At 68.2% G+C, this 15,651-nt stretch carries 12 protein-coding genes and 1 tRNA gene; 9 read left to right on the top strand and 4 right to left on the bottom strand.

Features of this window, described 5'->3' with window-relative positions:
- Position 1: 1 nt before the first annotated feature.
- Genes yidC through rpmH form a run of 4 tightly spaced genes read right to left on the bottom strand, consistent with a single transcriptional unit; the run spans position 2 to position 2,184 of the window.
- Positions 2 to 1,288 carry a membrane protein insertase YidC gene (yidC, locus tag AB0L75_RS06490; protein ID WP_365176213.1) on the bottom strand — a complete coding sequence of 429 codons (1,287 nt, stop codon included), beginning with the start codon at positions 1,286 to 1,288 and terminating at the stop codon, positions 2 to 4.
- Between the two features lie 3 nt (positions 1,289 to 1,291).
- Positions 1,292 to 1,657, bottom strand: coding sequence for a membrane protein insertion efficiency factor YidD (gene yidD / locus AB0L75_RS06485; protein WP_365176211.1), 366 nt, complete (start codon positions 1,655 to 1,657; stop codon positions 1,292 to 1,294).
- Positions 1,654 to 2,025: a ribonuclease P protein component gene (gene rnpA, locus AB0L75_RS06480; RefSeq protein WP_365176209.1), complete on the bottom strand. Its 372-nt coding sequence runs from the start codon at positions 2,023 to 2,025 to the stop codon at positions 1,654 to 1,656. The genes yidD and rnpA overlap by 4 nt, the downstream gene beginning before the upstream one ends.
- Positions 2,026 to 2,046: 21 nt before the next feature.
- Complete coding sequence (gene rpmH, locus AB0L75_RS06475; RefSeq protein ID WP_003956500.1) at positions 2,047 to 2,184, bottom strand: 50S ribosomal protein L34; 138 nt, start codon at positions 2,182 to 2,184, stop codon at positions 2,047 to 2,049.
- A 395-nt stretch (positions 2,185 to 2,579) separates the two neighbouring features.
- On the opposite strand from rpmH, the gene dnaA reads away from it, so the two are divergent.
- The 9 genes from dnaA to AB0L75_RS06430 all read left to right on the top strand — a co-directional run bounded on the left by dnaA (position 2,580) and on the right by AB0L75_RS06430 (position 15,514).
- Complete coding sequence (gene dnaA, locus AB0L75_RS06470; protein WP_365176207.1) at positions 2,580 to 4,586, top strand: chromosomal replication initiator protein DnaA; 2,007 nt, start codon at positions 2,580 to 2,582, stop codon at positions 4,584 to 4,586.
- A gap of 883 nt (positions 4,587 to 5,469) precedes the next feature.
- A complete protein-coding gene (dnaN, locus tag AB0L75_RS06465; RefSeq protein WP_365176205.1) occupies positions 5,470 to 6,600 on the top strand; it encodes a DNA polymerase III subunit beta in 1,131 nt (376 codons plus the stop codon).
- A 184-nt stretch (positions 6,601 to 6,784) separates the two neighbouring features.
- A complete protein-coding gene (gnd, locus tag AB0L75_RS06460; RefSeq protein ID WP_365176204.1) occupies positions 6,785 to 7,663 on the top strand; it encodes a phosphogluconate dehydrogenase (NAD(+)-dependent, decarboxylating) in 879 nt (292 codons plus the stop codon).
- 89 nt (positions 7,664 to 7,752) lie between these two features.
- Positions 7,753 to 8,877, top strand: a complete 1,125-nt coding sequence (gene recF / locus AB0L75_RS06455) for a DNA replication/repair protein RecF (protein WP_365176202.1) — start codon at positions 7,753 to 7,755, stop codon at positions 8,875 to 8,877.
- Complete coding sequence (locus tag AB0L75_RS06450; protein ID WP_365176200.1) at positions 8,874 to 9,419, top strand: DciA family protein; 546 nt, start codon at positions 8,874 to 8,876, stop codon at positions 9,417 to 9,419. The genes recF and AB0L75_RS06450 overlap by 4 nt, the downstream gene beginning before the upstream one ends.
- A 428-nt stretch (positions 9,420 to 9,847) precedes the next feature.
- Positions 9,848 to 11,956 carry a DNA topoisomerase (ATP-hydrolyzing) subunit B gene (gyrB, locus tag AB0L75_RS06445; RefSeq protein ID WP_365176198.1) on the top strand — a complete coding sequence of 703 codons (2,109 nt, stop codon included), beginning with the start codon at positions 9,848 to 9,850 and terminating at the stop codon, positions 11,954 to 11,956.
- A gap of 42 nt (positions 11,957 to 11,998) precedes the next feature.
- Complete coding sequence (gene gyrA, locus AB0L75_RS06440; protein WP_365176196.1) at positions 11,999 to 14,596, top strand: DNA gyrase subunit A; 2,598 nt, start codon at positions 11,999 to 12,001, stop codon at positions 14,594 to 14,596.
- Between the two features lie 18 nt (positions 14,597 to 14,614).
- The gene (locus tag AB0L75_RS06435) at positions 14,615 to 15,349 is read left to right on the top strand and encodes a DUF3566 domain-containing protein (protein WP_365176194.1); all 735 of its coding nucleotides are present in this window, start codon (positions 14,615 to 14,617) and stop codon (positions 15,347 to 15,349) included.
- An 88-nt stretch (positions 15,350 to 15,437) separates the two neighbouring features.
- Positions 15,438 to 15,514 (top strand) — tRNA-Ile (locus AB0L75_RS06430).
- Positions 15,515 to 15,651: the final 137 nt, after the last annotated feature.

Genomic DNA, 15,651 nt, shown 5'->3' with positions numbered 1-15,651 from the left:
CTTACTTCTTGGACGGGGACTTGGGCCGCTGCGGGCCACCCTTGCGCTGGCCGGACTGGGCCTTGCTGCGGGTGCCGGAGCCGGGCTTCGTGTCCTGCTTGGCAGCGGCGGGCTTGGCGTCCTGCGGCTCGTCGGACTTTTCCAGCGAGGTGGACGAGGTGGTGCCGCCCGCCTGCTTGGGCCCGGACTGACGCTGGGCCTTGGACTGGCGCTTGGGCTGCTGACGCCGGGCCGTGGCGCCGACACCGGTCGCCGAGGTGGTCTCCACCCCGTCCTCGGTCTGTGCGGTGGCCTCGGCCACGCTCTTCACCACAGTGCCGTCGGCCTGGGCAGCGAGGCCGGCCTTGTTCAGGGCGTTGATGAACTTGCGCTCGAACTCGTTGCGGTCGCGGCCCTTGGCGACGATCGCCTTGACGATGGTCTTCTCGCTGCGCCGGCGGACCTTGCTGGAGTGCGTGACGTGCTTGGTCAGGCGCTCCAGGTAGGCGGCCTGGGCCTTGGAACCCGGGGTCGGGTTGTTGCGGATGACGTACATCTGCTGGCCCATGGTCCACACGTTGGTGGTCAGCCAGTAGACGAGGACACCGACCGGGAAGTTGATACCGAAGACGGCGAACATGACCGGGAAGACGTACATCAGCATCTTCTGCTGCTGCATGAACGGGGTCTTCACCGTCGTGTCGACGTTCTTCGTCATCAGCTGACGCTGCGTGTAGAACTGCGAGAACGACATCAGGACGATCATGACCGCGGTCACGACCCGGACGTCGGTCAGCGTGGCGCCGAGCGCCTCGACCTTGTCCGAACTGTCCATGAACTTCGCCGCGAGCGGGGCACCGAAAATGTGTGCCTTACGGGCGCTGGCGAGCAGCGGCTCGTTGATGACGCCGATCGTCTTGCCCGTCGCGATGGCGTTGAGCACGTGATACAGGGCGAAGAAGAACGGGGACTGCGCCAGGATGGGAAGGCACGAGGAGAGCGGGTTGGTACCCGTCTCCTTGTACAGCTTCATCATCTCTTCGGACTGACGCTGCCGGTCGTTCTTGTAGCGCTCCTGGATCTTCTTCATCTCCGGCTGGAGCGTCTGCATCGCGCGCGTCGACTTGATCTGCTTCACGAAGAGCGGGATCAGGCAGATGCGGATCAGGATCACCAGAGACACGATGGACAGGCCCCAGGCCCACCCGGTGTTAGGCCCGAAGATCGCGCCGTACACCTTGTGGAACTGGACGATGACCCAGGAAACGGGTGTCGTGATGAAGCTGAAGAGGCTGGCAATCGTGTCCACTAATCATGCTCCTTGGGCATGGGACGAGGTCTCTGCGACCGGGCTCGAAGGAAGCTCGGAAGGAGGCTTCGCTTCGGTGGCCGGTTCGGAGGCGGAGGGCCCGCCCTTGCGTGCGCGCCAAGCGTTGCGCAGCATTTCGTGCCACCGTGGGCGCTTGCGCGGCGGAACATGGTCCACGCCGCCCAGCGACCACGGATTGCACCGGAGGATGCGCCAGGCGGTGAGTGCCGTTCCCTTGATCGCACCGTGCCGGTCGATGGCCGTGTAGCCGTAGTGGGAACACGACGGGTAGTACTTGCACACCGGCCCCAGCAGTGGACTGATCGTCCACTGGTACAGCTTGATCAGAGCCAGCAGCGGGTACTTCATCGCGCGCCCCCTCCCAGCAGCCGCTGGATCGCGGCATCCAGGTCTCGGGCCAGCTGTGCATGGTCTACGTCGCCCGCTCCGGGCAGCGCTCGTACGACTACCAGGCTACCGGGGGGAAACAGGGCGATACGGTCACGCATCAGATGGCGCAGTCTGCGCTTCACTGAGTTGCGCACGACCGCGCCACCCACAGCCTTGCTCACGACGAAACCCGCACGCGTCGGGGGAGCGCTCTCCCCAGGCGCGTGCGGGTCCGTGGCACCGCTACGAAGGTGGACGACGAGAGTCGGGCGTCCTGCCCGGCGTCCTCGTCGGACCGCGGTCGCGAAGTCCTCGCGCCGCCTCAGCCGGTTCTCGGTGGGCAGCACGACGGCATGACCTGACCGGGATCAGGCGGACAGGCGGGCGCGACCCTTGCTACGGCGGGACGCGAGAATCGCGCGGCCGGCACGGGTACGCATACGCAGCCGGAAGCCGTGGGTCTTCGCGCGACGACGGTTGTTCGGCTGGAAGGTGCGCTTGCTCACTCGGGGGCTCCAGAAATCAATCGGTGGTGGCGGGTGCCGCCCTGGCTGTCACCGTGCGCCCACGAGTAGCTCGCGTCACGCCCGAGTGCACCGCTTCCCGATCACCTGACGTGACCTGTGCCCATCGGAGGCAGGCGGCAGCAGCCATCGACAACTCGACCTGGTTACGGTACGCGGGGCTACGCCATCCGGTCAAACCGAGGGTCGCCGAGAGACACTATCCACAGGCTGGGGACAACAACTTGAACCGCACCCGCCGCGCTGACTACCGTGGCTGAACCCCGATTCGTTCTTTTGTCCCCCGCCCCGGCGGGTTTGCCCCCCCGACCACCCGAAGTACACCCCGACCCGTCCCGCGATCACACGTTCGTGGGACCTGTGAGAGAGCGTGCCCTGTGGCTGACGTACCTGCCGATCTTGCCGCAGTGTGGCCACGAGTACTGGAGCAGCTCCTCGGAGAGGGCCGCGGACAGGGTGTCGAGGTGAAGGACGAGCACTGGATCCGCCGCTGCCAGCCGCTCGCGCTGGTGGCGGACACCGCTCTGCTCGCCGTACCGAACGAATTCGCGAAAGGCGTACTGGAGGGCCGTCTCGCGCCGATCGTCAGCGAGACGCTGAGCCGCGAGTGCGGCCGCCCCATCCGGATCGCGATCACCGTGGACGACTCCGCGGGCGAGCCGCCGGCTCCCGCGGCGCCCGTGCAGCAGGCGCCCAAGTCGCGCTATGAAGAGCCGGAACTGCCCTCCGGCCCGTCGTACGAGGAACGGCCGTACGAGGACCGCACGTACGAAGACCGCACGTACGAGGAGCGGCCGTACGAGGACCGGCCGTACGAGGGCTACGGCCGCCACCGCGCCGCCGACCAGCCGCCGGCCGAGCAGCAGTCCCGCGCCGACCAGCCGCCCGCCGGCCGTGCCGACCAGCTCCCTGTCGTGCGCCCGGCGTATCCCTCCGAGTACCAGCGCCGCGAGCCCGGCGCCTGGCCGCGTCCCACGCAGGACGAGTACGGCTGGCAGCAGCCGCGGCTCGGTTTCCCCGAGCGCGACCCGTACGCGTCCCCGTCCTCCCACGACGCCTACGGCTCCGGCCCGGACACCTACGGCGCGCCGTCCTCGGACTACCGCCCGCAGGGCATGGACCGGCCGTCGTACGAACAGCAGCGCGCCGAGTACGACAGCCCGCGCGGGGACTACGACCCCTCCCGGACCGAGTACGACCAGCGCGACCCCGTCCGCCGTGAGCTGCCCGAGCAGCCGGCGGGCGGCGGCCCGGCGCATCGCGGCGGCCCCGGGCGCCCGGACATCCCCTCGACGGGTGCCCCCGGTCCGCTGGCCGCGAAGCCCGCGCCCGCGAGCGGCCCCGGCGAGCCGACGGCGCGCCTGAACCCCAAGTACCTCTTCGACACCTTCGTCATCGGCGCCTCCAACCGGTTCGCGCACGCGGCCGCGGTCGCCGTCGCCGAGGCACCGGCCAAGGCGTACAACCCCCTTTTCATCTACGGGGAGTCGGGGCTCGGCAAGACACATCTGCTGCACGCGATCGGGCACTACGCGCGCAGCCTCTACCCGGGCACGCGCGTGCGCTACGTCAGCTCGGAGGAGTTCACCAACGAGTTCATCAACTCCATCCGCGACGGCAAGGGCGACAGCTTCCGCAAGCGCTACCGCGAGATGGACATCCTTCTTGTGGACGACATCCAGTTCCTCGCGGACAAGGAGTCGACGCAGGAGGAGTTCTTCCACACCTTCAACACGCTCCACAACGCCAACAAGCAGATCGTGCTGTCCTCCGACCGGCCGCCGAAGCAGCTGGTCACGCTGGAGGACCGGCTGCGGAACCGTTTCGAGTGGGGCCTGATCACCGACGTCCAGCCGCCCGAGCTGGAGACGCGTATCGCGATCCTGCGCAAGAAAGCGGTGCAGGAACAGCTCAACGCCCCGCCGGAGGTACTGGAGTTCATCGCCTCCCGGATCTCGCGGAACATCCGTGAACTGGAGGGTGCGCTGATCCGGGTGACGGCGTTCGCCTCGCTCAACCGGCAGCCGGTGGACCTGGGCCTGACGGAGATCGTCCTGAAGGACCTGATCCCCGGCGGCGAGGACAGCGCGCCCGAGATCACGGCGACGGCGATCATGGGGGCCACCGCCGACTACTTCGGGCTGACGGTGGAGGACCTGTGCGGCACCTCGCGCGGGCGCGCGCTGGTCACCGCGCGGCAGATCGCCATGTACCTGTGCCGTGAGCTGACCGATCTGTCGCTGCCGAAGATCGGGGCGCAGTTCGGGGGACGCGACCACACGACCGTCATGCACGCCGATCGCAAGATCCGCGCGCTGATGGCCGAGCGGCGGTCCATCTACAACCAGGTCACCGAGCTGACGAACCGCATCAAGAACGGCTGACGGCGGCCGCGCCGGGCCTACGCCGACGTCGAGGGCGCCCTCGGGATACGCATCCCGAGGGCGCCCTTTGGCAGGGTCGCCGTGCACCGAGCCGCGTGGAGTGTTGCTCGGCCGTCACCCCGTGTTCGATTAGGTGCCGGGTTACGGCTGCTCTCCACAGATTCGCCGACTTTCTTCCGTCCACATGTTGGGGACTGCCGAGTTGTCCCGAACGGCATCCACAGGAAGCCTGTTCATACGACGTTCGCCCAGCTCAGCCCCCTGTGGAATCGTGGACGAACGATCTCCACAGACTGTGGACAAAGAGAAGATCCACAGGGTGTGCACGGAGTTGTCCACCGACGACCCACAGGCTGGGGCCAGTTGTCCCCAGCGATCCTCAGCTTCTCCACATGGCTGTCCACTGTTCGGCAACCCGACGCACCCGATCACCGCGTCGAGTGAAAGGCGTCACACGAAGGTGCCGGGTTGGGGTGTGGGAAACGTGGGTAAACCTGGGGACGCAGCTGGGGAGAACTGCCCTCGGGCTGTGGGCGGTGTGTGCAGAACTTTCTGTTCTCCACAGAGACACCTAGTTGTCCACTGCCTCCGCCCACAGGGCCAGTGGACAAAATTCCGCCTCTGAGCTGGGAAAACGTGGTTATCCACGGTATCCACAGGCCCTACTACTACTTCCAACTAGAGAGAGCCTGGCAATCGCTTTGAAGCGGGGCCTGTGCACAACTCGCTGTTTCGAGCCCGGCTGCCCCTCCGACCGACTTGACCCCGACGGGCACCTACTGTCAGTGCGGTGCGTCAGACTGGTCCCCGGTGTCCTTCCCTTCGCAATGGGCGGTGACACCGAGTCGGAGGACTCAGTAGCAACAGCAGGAGGCGGCTTACGGTGAAGATCCGGGTGGAACGCGACGTACTCGCGGAGGCAGTGGCGTGGGCGGCACGCAGCCTCCCGGCCCGTCCGCCGGCTCCTGTCCTCGCCGGCCTCCTCCTCAAGGCCGAGGACGGCCAGCTGAGCCTGTCGAGCTTCGACTACGAGGTCTCTGCACGCGTGTCGGTGGAAGCCGAGGTCGACGAGGACGGTGCCGTCCTCGTCTCCGGCCGGCTGCTCGCCGACATCTCCCGCGCCCTCCCCAACCGGCCGGTGGAGATTTCCACAGACGGTGTACGGGCGACCGTGGTCTGTGGATCCTCCCGGTTCACCCTGCACACACTGCCTGTGGAGGAGTACCCGGCGCTGCCGCAGATGCCGAACGCCACGGGCACCGTCCCCGGCGAGGTCTTCGCGGCCGCCGTGTCCCAGGTGGCCATCGCCGCCGGCCGTGACGACACGCTGCCGGTCCTCACCGGTGTGCGCATCGAGATCGAGGGCGACACGGTCACCCTGGCCTCCACCGACCGCTACCGCTTCGCGGTCCGTGAGTTCCTGTGGAAGCCGGAGAACCCCGACGCCTCCGCGGTCGCCCTGGTCCCGGCCAAGACGCTCCTGGACACCGCCAAGTCGCTCGGCGCCGGTGACAGTGTCACGCTGGCGCTGTCCGGGTCGGGTGCGGGCGAGGGGCTGATCGGTTTCGAGGGCGCGGGTCGTCGTACGACCACGCGACTGCTCGAGGGCGACCTGCCGAAGTACCGGACGCTGTTCCCGACCGAGTTCAACTCCGTCGCCGTGATCGAGACCGCGCCCTTCGTGGAGGCCGTCAAGCGTGTGGCGCTGGTGGCCGAGCGGAACACCCCGGTGCGGCTGAGCTTCGAGCAGGGCGTGCTCATCCTCGAGGCCGGTTCCAGCGACGATGCACAGGCTGTGGAAAGGGTCGACGCCCAGCTGGACGGCGACGACATCTCGATCGCCTTCAACCCGACCTTCCTGCTGGACGGTCTGAGCGCGATCGACTCGCCGGTGGCTCAGCTGTCGTTCACGACGTCCACGAAGCCGGCGCTGCTCAGCGGGAAGCCGGCGCTGGATGCCGAGGCCGACGACGCGTACAAGTACCTGATCATGCCGGTCCGGCTCAGCGGCTGACCGGTTGTCCACAGTGCCGGGTGCCCCTGTGGGTGCCCGGCACTGGTGTGCATCGAGAAGTCGCAGGTCAGGGGGGTAACGCATGAGCGCGTATGCCCACAGCTGTGCGTGAAGGGGCGGGTTTAGGCTCGGCTCGGCACGAAGGTGCCTGTCCCGCCACACAGCGACCTAAGGAACACAACTGATGGAGCTCGGTCTCGTCGGCCTCGGCAAGATGGGCGGCAACATGCGCGAGCGGATCCGCCGCGCGGGCCACACCGTCATCGGATACGACCGCAACGCGGACCTCGCGGATGTCCACAGCCTGGAAGAGCTTGTGGGCAAGCTCAGCGGGCCGCGCGTGGTCTGGGTGATGGTCCCCGCCGGCGAGGCCACCCAGTCGACCGTCGACCGGCTCGCCGAGCTGCTGGAGCCCGGTGACGTGGTCGTGGACGGCGGCAACTCCCGGTGGACCGACGACGAGAAGCACGCCGAGGAACTCGCCGCCAAGGGCATAGGCTTCGTGGACTGCGGTGTGTCCGGCGGTGTCTGGGGGCTGGAGAACGGCTACGCGCTGATGTACGGCGGCGACGCCGAGAACGTCGCCAAGGTGCAGCCGATCTTCGACGCGCTGAAGCCGGAGGGCGACTTCGGCTCGGTGCACGCCGGCAAGGTCGGCGCGGGCCACTTCGCGAAGATGGTCCACAACGGCATTGAGTACGCGATGATGCAGGCCTACGCCGAGGGCTGGGAGCTGCTGGAGAAGGTCGACTCCGTCACGGACGTCCGTGAGGTGTTCCGGTCCTGGCAGGAAGGCACCGTCATCCGGTCCTGGCTGCTCGACCTCGCGGTCAACGCGCTGGACGACGACGAGCACCTGGAGGGCCTGCGCGGTTATGCACAGGACTCCGGTGAGGGACGCTGGACTGTGGAGGCCGCGATCGACAACGCGGTGCCGTTGCCGGCGATCACCGCGTCGCTGTTCGCGCGGTTCGCCTCCCGGCAGGAGGACTCGCCGCAGATGAAGATGATCGCCGCGCTGCGCAACCAGTTCGGCGGCCACGCCGTAGAGAAGAAGGCTTAGCCGACAGGCCGTAGCCGACAACTTGTCCACAGGATCGCCCCCGCGATCCACAGTCCATCAGCACTCTGGGGAAGGCCGGCGAAACGACCATGCACGTCACGCATCTTTCGCTGGCCGACTTCCGCTCGTACGCCCGGGCCGAGGTTCCGCTCGACCCGGGCGTCACCGCGTTCGTCGGCCCCAACGGACAGGGCAAGACCAACCTGGTGGAGGCGGTCGGGTATCTGGCCACCCTGGGCAGCCACCGGGTCGCCTCCGACGCCCCCCTCGTCCGCATGGGCGCCGAGCGCGCCGTCATCCGGGCGCAGGTCAGGCAGGGCGACCGGCAGCAGCTGGTCGAGCTGGAGCTGAACCCGGGCAAGGCCAACCGCGCGCGCATCAACCGGTCCTCGCAGGTCAGGCCGAGGGACGTGCTGGGGATCGTACGGACGGTGCTGTTCGCGCCCGAGGATCTCGCGCTGGTGAAGGGGGACCCCGGCGAGCGGCGGCGGTTCCTCGACGAGCTGATCACGGCCAGGTCGCCGCGCATGGCCGGTGTGCGCTCCGACTACGAGCGGGTGCTCAAGCAGCGCAACACCCTGCTGAAGACCGCCGCGCTCGCGCGCCGGCACGGCGGGCGGACGGGGGCGGATCTGTCCACGCTCGATGTGTGGGACCAGCATCTCGCGCGCGCGGGCGCGGAGTTGCTGGCGCAGCGGCTGGACCTGATAGGGGTGCTGCAGCCGCTGGCCGACAAGGCGTACGAGCAGCTGGCCCCCGGCGGTGGGCCGCTGGCGCTGGAGTACAAGCCGTCGGCGCCCGGTGAGGCCCACGCGCGCGAGGATCTCTACGCCCAGCTGATGGCGGCCCTGGCCCAGGCGCGCAAGCAGGAGATCGAGCGCGGGGTGACCCTGGTGGGGCCCCATCGGGACGACCTGGTCCTCAAGCTGGGTCAGCTGCCGGCCAAGGGGTACGCCTCGCACGGCGAGTCCTGGTCCTATGCGCTCGCGCTGCGGCTGGCCTCCTACGACCTGCTGCGGGCCGAGGGCAGCGAGCCGGTGCTGGTCCTGGACGACGTCTTCGCCGAGCTGGACGCGCGCCGCCGTGAGCGGCTGGCCGAGCTGGTCGCGCCCGGCGAGCAGGTGCTGGTGACCGCCGCCGTGGACGATGACGTACCGGATGTACTGGCCGGGGCGCGGTACACCGTGTCCGGAGGGACGGTGGAGCGCGTATGAGCGGCGAGAAGCCCACCCCCAAGGACCCGGAGAAGGCGCCCGAACCCTCCGGTGTCGACCTCGCGCGCGTGGCGTTGCGCGCGGCGAAGGAGCAGGCACGCGCGCGTGGCGACGCGGCGCGGCAGAAGAAGCACGTCCGGCGCGGCGGCGGGCTGCGTTCCGGTGCGCGGGCCGACGGCCGGGATCCGATGGCGCTGAGCGCCGCGATCAACCGGCTGCTGACCGAGCGCGGCTGGGAGACGCCCGCGGCGGTGGGCGGGGTCATGGGCCGCTGGCCGCAGATCGTCGGCGAGGACCTGGCCAAGCACTGTGTGCCGCAGCGGTACGACGAGGACGAGCGGGTGCTGGTCGTGAGCTGTGACTCGACGGCCTGGGCCACTCAGCTGCGCCATCTCGCGCCCGCGCTGGTGGCGCGGCTCAACGAGGATCTGGGGCACGGCACCGTGCGGATGATCAAGGTGCTCAATCCGGGCGGTCCGGCCCGCCGTTACGGTCCGCTGCGCGCTCCGGGCAGCTCCGGGCCCGGCGACACGTACGGCTGACGCGGCTCCGGGCCCGGCGTTACGTACGGCTGACGCGTGGCTGGCGCATGGGTGACGTACCTCACGTCGTGGGGTCGCGCCGGGGTGCCGGCGTGCCCGTGTGCACCGGTGCGGGCGGCGGCCGGAACGTGGCCGGATCGCCATCTGACCCCCCAGTAGCCAAGGGTTGACGCCTCGAAGCGCTGAGTGCCGCTGTGAGCCCCTTGGAGCCCCCATCCGCATATCGGGACCCGGTCGAGGCCGGTTCAGGGCGGCACATGGGGACTCAGGTACCGGCAAACCCCCATCGATGTCAGAGCTACCGGTAGACTGGAAGACAATCCCGCCCCAATGTGGGGACCGCCCGGGAAAAGCTGAGCAACGCTGATCAAGGCTTACCAACGCAACATGCCGCAGCCGCTCCGGCAACCTGCCGACGAGCCCGGCTCGTGCTGTGCCAGAAAGGGCGCTTCGTGGCCGATTCCGGCAACCCCAACGAGAACATCCCGTCCACCGACGACGGCGTGAACGGCGAGGCCGCCGAGGCCCCCGTGAACGGCGCGGCCGCAGACTCCGGCGCGGCCTCCGCCTCCTACGACGCCAGTGCCATCACCGTGCTCGAAGGGCTGGACGCGGTCCGCAAGCGGCCCGGCATGTACATCGGTTCCACGGGCGAGCGCGGTCTGCACCATCTGGTGTACGAGGTCGTCGACAACTCGGTCGACGAGGCGCTGGCCGGGTACGCGGACACGATCGACGTCACGATCCTCGCCGACGGCGGCGTCCGGGTCGTCGACAACGGCCGTGGCATCCCGGTGGGCATCGTGCCCTCCGAGGGCAAGCCGGCCGTGGAGGTCGTGCTCACCGTGCTGCACGCGGGCGGCAAGTTCGGCGGCGGCGGTTACGCCGTCTCCGGCGGTCTGCACGGTGTGGGTGTGTCCGTCGTGAACGCGCTGTCCACGAAGGTCGCCGTCGAAATCAGGACCGACGGCCACCGCTGGACGCAGGACTACAAGCTCGGCGTTCCGACGGCCCCGCTCGACCAGCACGAGGCGACGGACGAGACCGGCACCTCGGTCACCTTCTGGGCCGACTCCGACATCTTCGAGACCACCGAGTACTCCTTCGAGACGCTGTCGCGGCGTTTCCAGGAGATGGCGTTCCTCAACAAGGGTTTGACGATCAAACTCACCGACGAGCGCGAGTCGGCGAAGGCGACCAGCGGTGCGGACGAGGCGGGCGCGGACGAGAAGGCCGAGGTCAAGACCGTCACGTACTACTACGAGGGCGGCATCGTCGACTTCGTGAAGTACCTCAACTCCCGCAAGGGAGAGGCGGTGCACCCCACCGTCATCGACCTGGACGCGGAGGACAAGGACAAGAGCCTGTCCCTCGAGGTCGCGATGCAGTGGAACAGCGGCTACAGCGAGGGTGTGTACTCGTTCGCCAACATCATCCACACGCATGAGGGCGGTACGCACGAGGAGGGCTTCCGCGCGGCCCTCACCAGCCTGATCAACAAGTACGCGCGCGACAAGAAGCTGCTACGCGAGAAGGACGACAACCTCACCGGCGACGACATCCGCGAGGGTCTGACCGCGATCATCTCGGTCAAGCTGAGCGAGCCGCAGTTCGAGGGCCAGACGAAGACCAAGCTGGGCAACACGGAGGCCAAGACCTTCGTGCAGAAGGCGGTCTACGAGCACCTCAACGACTGGCTGGACCGCAACCCGGTCGAGGCGGCGGACATCGTCCGCAAGGGCATCCAGGCGGCCACCGCGCGCGTGGCGGCCCGCAAGGCCCGTGATCTGACCCGCCGCAAGGGTCTGCTGGAGTCGGCGTCCCTGCCGGGCAAGCTGTCGGACTGCCAGTCGAACGACCCCACCAAGTGCGAGATCTTCATCGTCGAGGGTGACTCCGCCGGCGGCTCGGCCAAGTCCGGCCGCAACCCGCAGTACCAGGCGATCCTCCCGATCCGCGGCAAGATCCTCAACGTGGAGAAGGCCAGGATCGACAAGATCCTGCAGAACCAGGAGATCCAGGCGCTGATCTCGGCCTTCGGCACGGGTGTGCACGAGGACTTCGACATCGAGAAGCTCCGCTATCACAAGATCATCCTGATGGCGGACGCCGACGTCGACGGCCAGCACATCAACACCCTGCTGCTGACCTTCCTGTTCCGCTTCATGCGGCCGCTGGTCGAGGCCGGGCACGTGTTCCTGTCCCGCCCTCCGCTGTACAAGATCAAGTGGGGCCGGGACGAGGTCGACTACGCGTACTCCGACCGCGAGCGCGACGCACTGCTGGAGATGGGCCGCCAGCGCGGCAAGCGCGTCAAGGAGGACTCGATCCAGCGCTTCAAGGGCCTCGGCGAGATGAACGCCGAGGAGCTGCGCGTGACCACGATGGACCAGGAGCACCGGGTCCTCGGCCAGGTCACCCTGGACGACGCCGCTCAGGCCGACGACCTGTTCTCGGTCCTGATGGGCGAGGACGTCGAGGCGCGCCGCCAGTTCATCCAGCGCAACGCCAAGGACGTCCGCTTCCTCGACATCTGAGTCGGTCTCAGCTGACCGCACCAGGAAGGATCTTCACCAGTAATGGCCGACGAGAACACTCCGGAAAACCCTGAGACCGAGGGCGGCGAGATCGTCATGCGTGTCGAGCCCGTCGGGCTCGAGACGGAGATGCAGCGCTCGTACCTGGACTACGCGATGTCCGTCATCGTGTCCCGTGCGCTGCCCGACGTCCGGGACGGCCTCAAGCCCGTCCACCGGCGCGTGCTCTACGCGATGTACGACGGCGGCTACCGCCCCGACCGCGGCTTCTACAAGTGCGCCCGTGTCGTCGGCGACGTCATGGGCAACTACCACCCGCACGGCGACTCCTCGATCTACGACGCCCTGGTGCGCCTCGCCCAGCCGTGGTCGATGCGGATGCCGCTGGTGGACTCCAACGGCAACTTCGGCTCTCCGGGCAACGACCCGGCGGCCGCCATGCGCTACACCGAGTGCAAGATGGCGCCGCTGTCGATGGAGATGGTCCGCGACATCGACGAGGAGACCGTCGACTTCACGGACAACTACGACGGCCGCTCCCAGGAGCCGACCGTCCTGCCCTCGCGCTTCCCGAACCTGCTGATCAACGGCTCGGCCGGTATCGCGGTCGGCATGGCGACCAACATCCCGTCGCACAACCTGCGCGAGGTCGCGGCCGGCGCCCAGTGGTACCTGGAGAACCCGGAGGCCTCGCACGAGGAGCTGCTGGACGCGCTGATCGAGCGCATCAAGGGCCCGGACTTCCCGACCGGCGCGCTCGTCGTGGGCCGCAAGGGCATCGAGGAGGCGTACCGCACCGGCCGTGGCTCCATCACGATGCGCGCGGTCGTCGAGGTCGAGGAGATCCAGGGCCGGCAGTGCCTGGTGGTGACCGAGCTGCCGTACCAGGTGAATCCGGACAACCTGGCGCAGAAGATCGCCGACCTGGTGAAGGACGGCAAGATCGGCGGCATCGCGGACGTCCGTGACGAGACGTCGTCCCGTACGGGCCAGCGGCTGGTGATCGTCCTGAAGCGGGACGCGGTCGCCAAGGTCGTGCTGAACAACCTGTACAAGCACACGGACCTGCAGACGAACTTCGGCGCCAACATGCTGGCGCTGGTCGACGGTGTGCCGCGCACGCTGTCCCTGGACGCGTTCATCCGCCACTGGGTGACGCACCAGATCGAGGTCATCGTCCGCCGGACCCGGTTCCGGCTGCGCAAGGCCGAGGAGCGCGCGCACATCCTGCGCGGTCTGCTGAAGGCCCTGGACGCCATCGACGAGGTCATTGCGCTGATCCGGCGCAGTGAGACCGCCGATGTCGCGCGCGACGGCCTGATGGACCTGCTGGAGATCGACGAGAAGCAGGCCAACGCCATCCTCGAGATGCAGTTGCGCCGGCTGGCCGCCCTGGAGCGCCAGAAGATCGTCCAGGAGCACGACGAACTCCAGGCGAAGATCAACGAGTACAACGAGATCCTGGCCTCGCCGGTCCGCCAGCGCGGGATCGTCAGCGAGGAACTGGCCGCGATCGTCGAGAAGTACGGCGACGACCGGCAGACCAAGCTGATCCCGTACGAGGGCGACATGTCCATCGAGGACCTGATCGCCGAGGAGGACATCGTCGTCACCGTCTCGCGCGGCGGCTATGTCAAGCGGACCAAGACGGACGACTACCGGGCGCAGAAGCGCGGCGGCAAGGGCGTGCGCGGCACGAAGCTGAAGGAAGACGACATCGTCGACCACTTCTTCGTCTCCACGACCCACCACTGGCTGCTGTTCTTCACCAACAAGGGCCGGGTGTACCGGGCGAAGGCGTACGAGCTGCCCGAGGCCGGCCGGGACGCGCGCGGCCAGCACGTGGCGAACCTGCTCGCCTTCCAGCCGGACGAGGCGATCGCCGAGATCCTCGCGATCCGGGACTACGAGGCGGCGCCGTATCTGGTGCTGGCCACCAAGTCCGGCTTGGTCAAGAAGACGCCTCTGAAGGATTACGATTCGCCCCGCTCCGGCGGTGTGATCGCGATCAACCTGCGCGAGCGCGAGGACGGCACCGACGACGAACTGATCGGCGCCGAACTCGTCTCGGCCGACGACGATCTCCTTCTGATCAGCAAGAAGGCACAGTCGATCAGGTTCACGGCCTCGGACGAGACCCTGCGCCCGATGGGCCGCGCCACCTCCGGTGTGAAGGGCATGAGTTTCCGCGAGAGCGATGAACTTCTGTCGATGAATGTGGTGCGACCCGGTACGTTCGTGTTCACTGCCACCGACGGTGGGTACGCGAAGCGGACCGCCGTCGACGAGTACCGCGTCCAGGGCCGCGGCGGCCTCGGTATCAAGGCCGCCAAGATCGTGGAGGATCGCGGCTCGCTCGTCGGCGCGCTGATCGTCGAGGAGACCGACGAGATCCTCGCGATCACCCTCTCCGGCGGTGTGATTCGTACGCGAGTCAACGAGGTCAGGGAGACGGGCCGTGACACCATGGGCGTCCAACTGATCAACCTGGGCAAGCGCGATGCCGTGGTCGGCATCGCACGTAACGCCGAGGCCGGGCGCGAGGCGGAGGAGGTCGATGGTGCGGACGCCGTCGACGAGACCGCCGAGGATGCCGCGAGCACCGGCACGGACGAGGGTGAGTCGCCCTCGGCCGAGTAGCACGAGGAGTGAGTCATCGTGAGCGGAGCCACGGGCGCCGGATCGGCCGGTACCTCCAGGGGTACGGAGACGAACGGCGGCGGCCGTGGCTCCGCCGCGAAGGGGGCGGATGCGGGGAGCAGGACCGACCCGCACACGACCAACCTGAAGCCGGTGAAGGTGTCCGAGAACGGCTCCTCCGGCACATCTGGATCCCAGGGGGGAACCGTGACGGACACCCGAGGCCCGGCCGCGGCCGGTGAGGCGCAGTCGTCGTCCCCGCTCCCCGGGGAGCGCGGCCCGGAGCAGCCCGCGGGGCCGTACCACCCCCCGCAGGCCTATCCGGCGCAGCCCCCGGCCGGTGCCGTTCGGCGGCCGCGTACCGGAGCCCGGACGGCGCCGCGCACCCGCAAGGCACGGCTGCGGGTGGCCAAGGCCGACCCGTGGTCGGTGATGAAGGTCAGCTTCCTGCTCTCCATCGCGCTCGGCATCTGCACGATCGTCGCCTCGGCGGTGCTGTGGATGGTCATGGACGCGATGGGCGTGTTCTCGACGGTGGGCGGCACGATCTCGGAGGCGACCGGCTCGAACGAGGCGAACGGCTTCGACCTCCAGGCGTTTCTGTCGCTCCCCCACGTCCTGATGTTCACGACGATCATCGCGGTCATCGATGTGGTGCTGGCCACCGCGCTCGCGACCCTCGGCGCGTTCATCTACAACCTCTCCGCGGGCTTCGTGGGCGGCATCGAGCTGACCCTGGCGGAGGACGAGTAAGGCCCCCCGACAACCGATTTTGGGACTGACGTGGTCGTGCGCTAATCTTCAGGAGTCAGCGCGCGGGACACACACCGCAGAGCGCGGCGGGGCTATAGCTCAGTTGGTTAGAGCGCATCCCTGATAAGGATGAGGCCACAGGTTCAAATCCTGTTAGCCCCACCAGCGAAGAGACCCCCGGTCCGGATGGATCGGGGGTCTTTTGCATCCGCGGATGCATCCGCGAGTGTCCGCGGAAGACATCGTCAGGCCAAGGAAAAGGCCCGATCGCTGGCGACGGGGGATGCACCAGCGATCGGGCT

The sequence above is a fragment of the Streptomyces sp. NPDC052101 genome (assembly GCF_040680235.1).
In the GTDB taxonomy this organism is placed as follows: Bacteria; Actinomycetota; Actinomycetes; order Streptomycetales; family Streptomycetaceae; genus Streptomyces.
The sequence above is the reverse complement of the archived record's forward strand: the minus strand, read 5'-3'. Positions and strand labels throughout refer to the sequence as shown.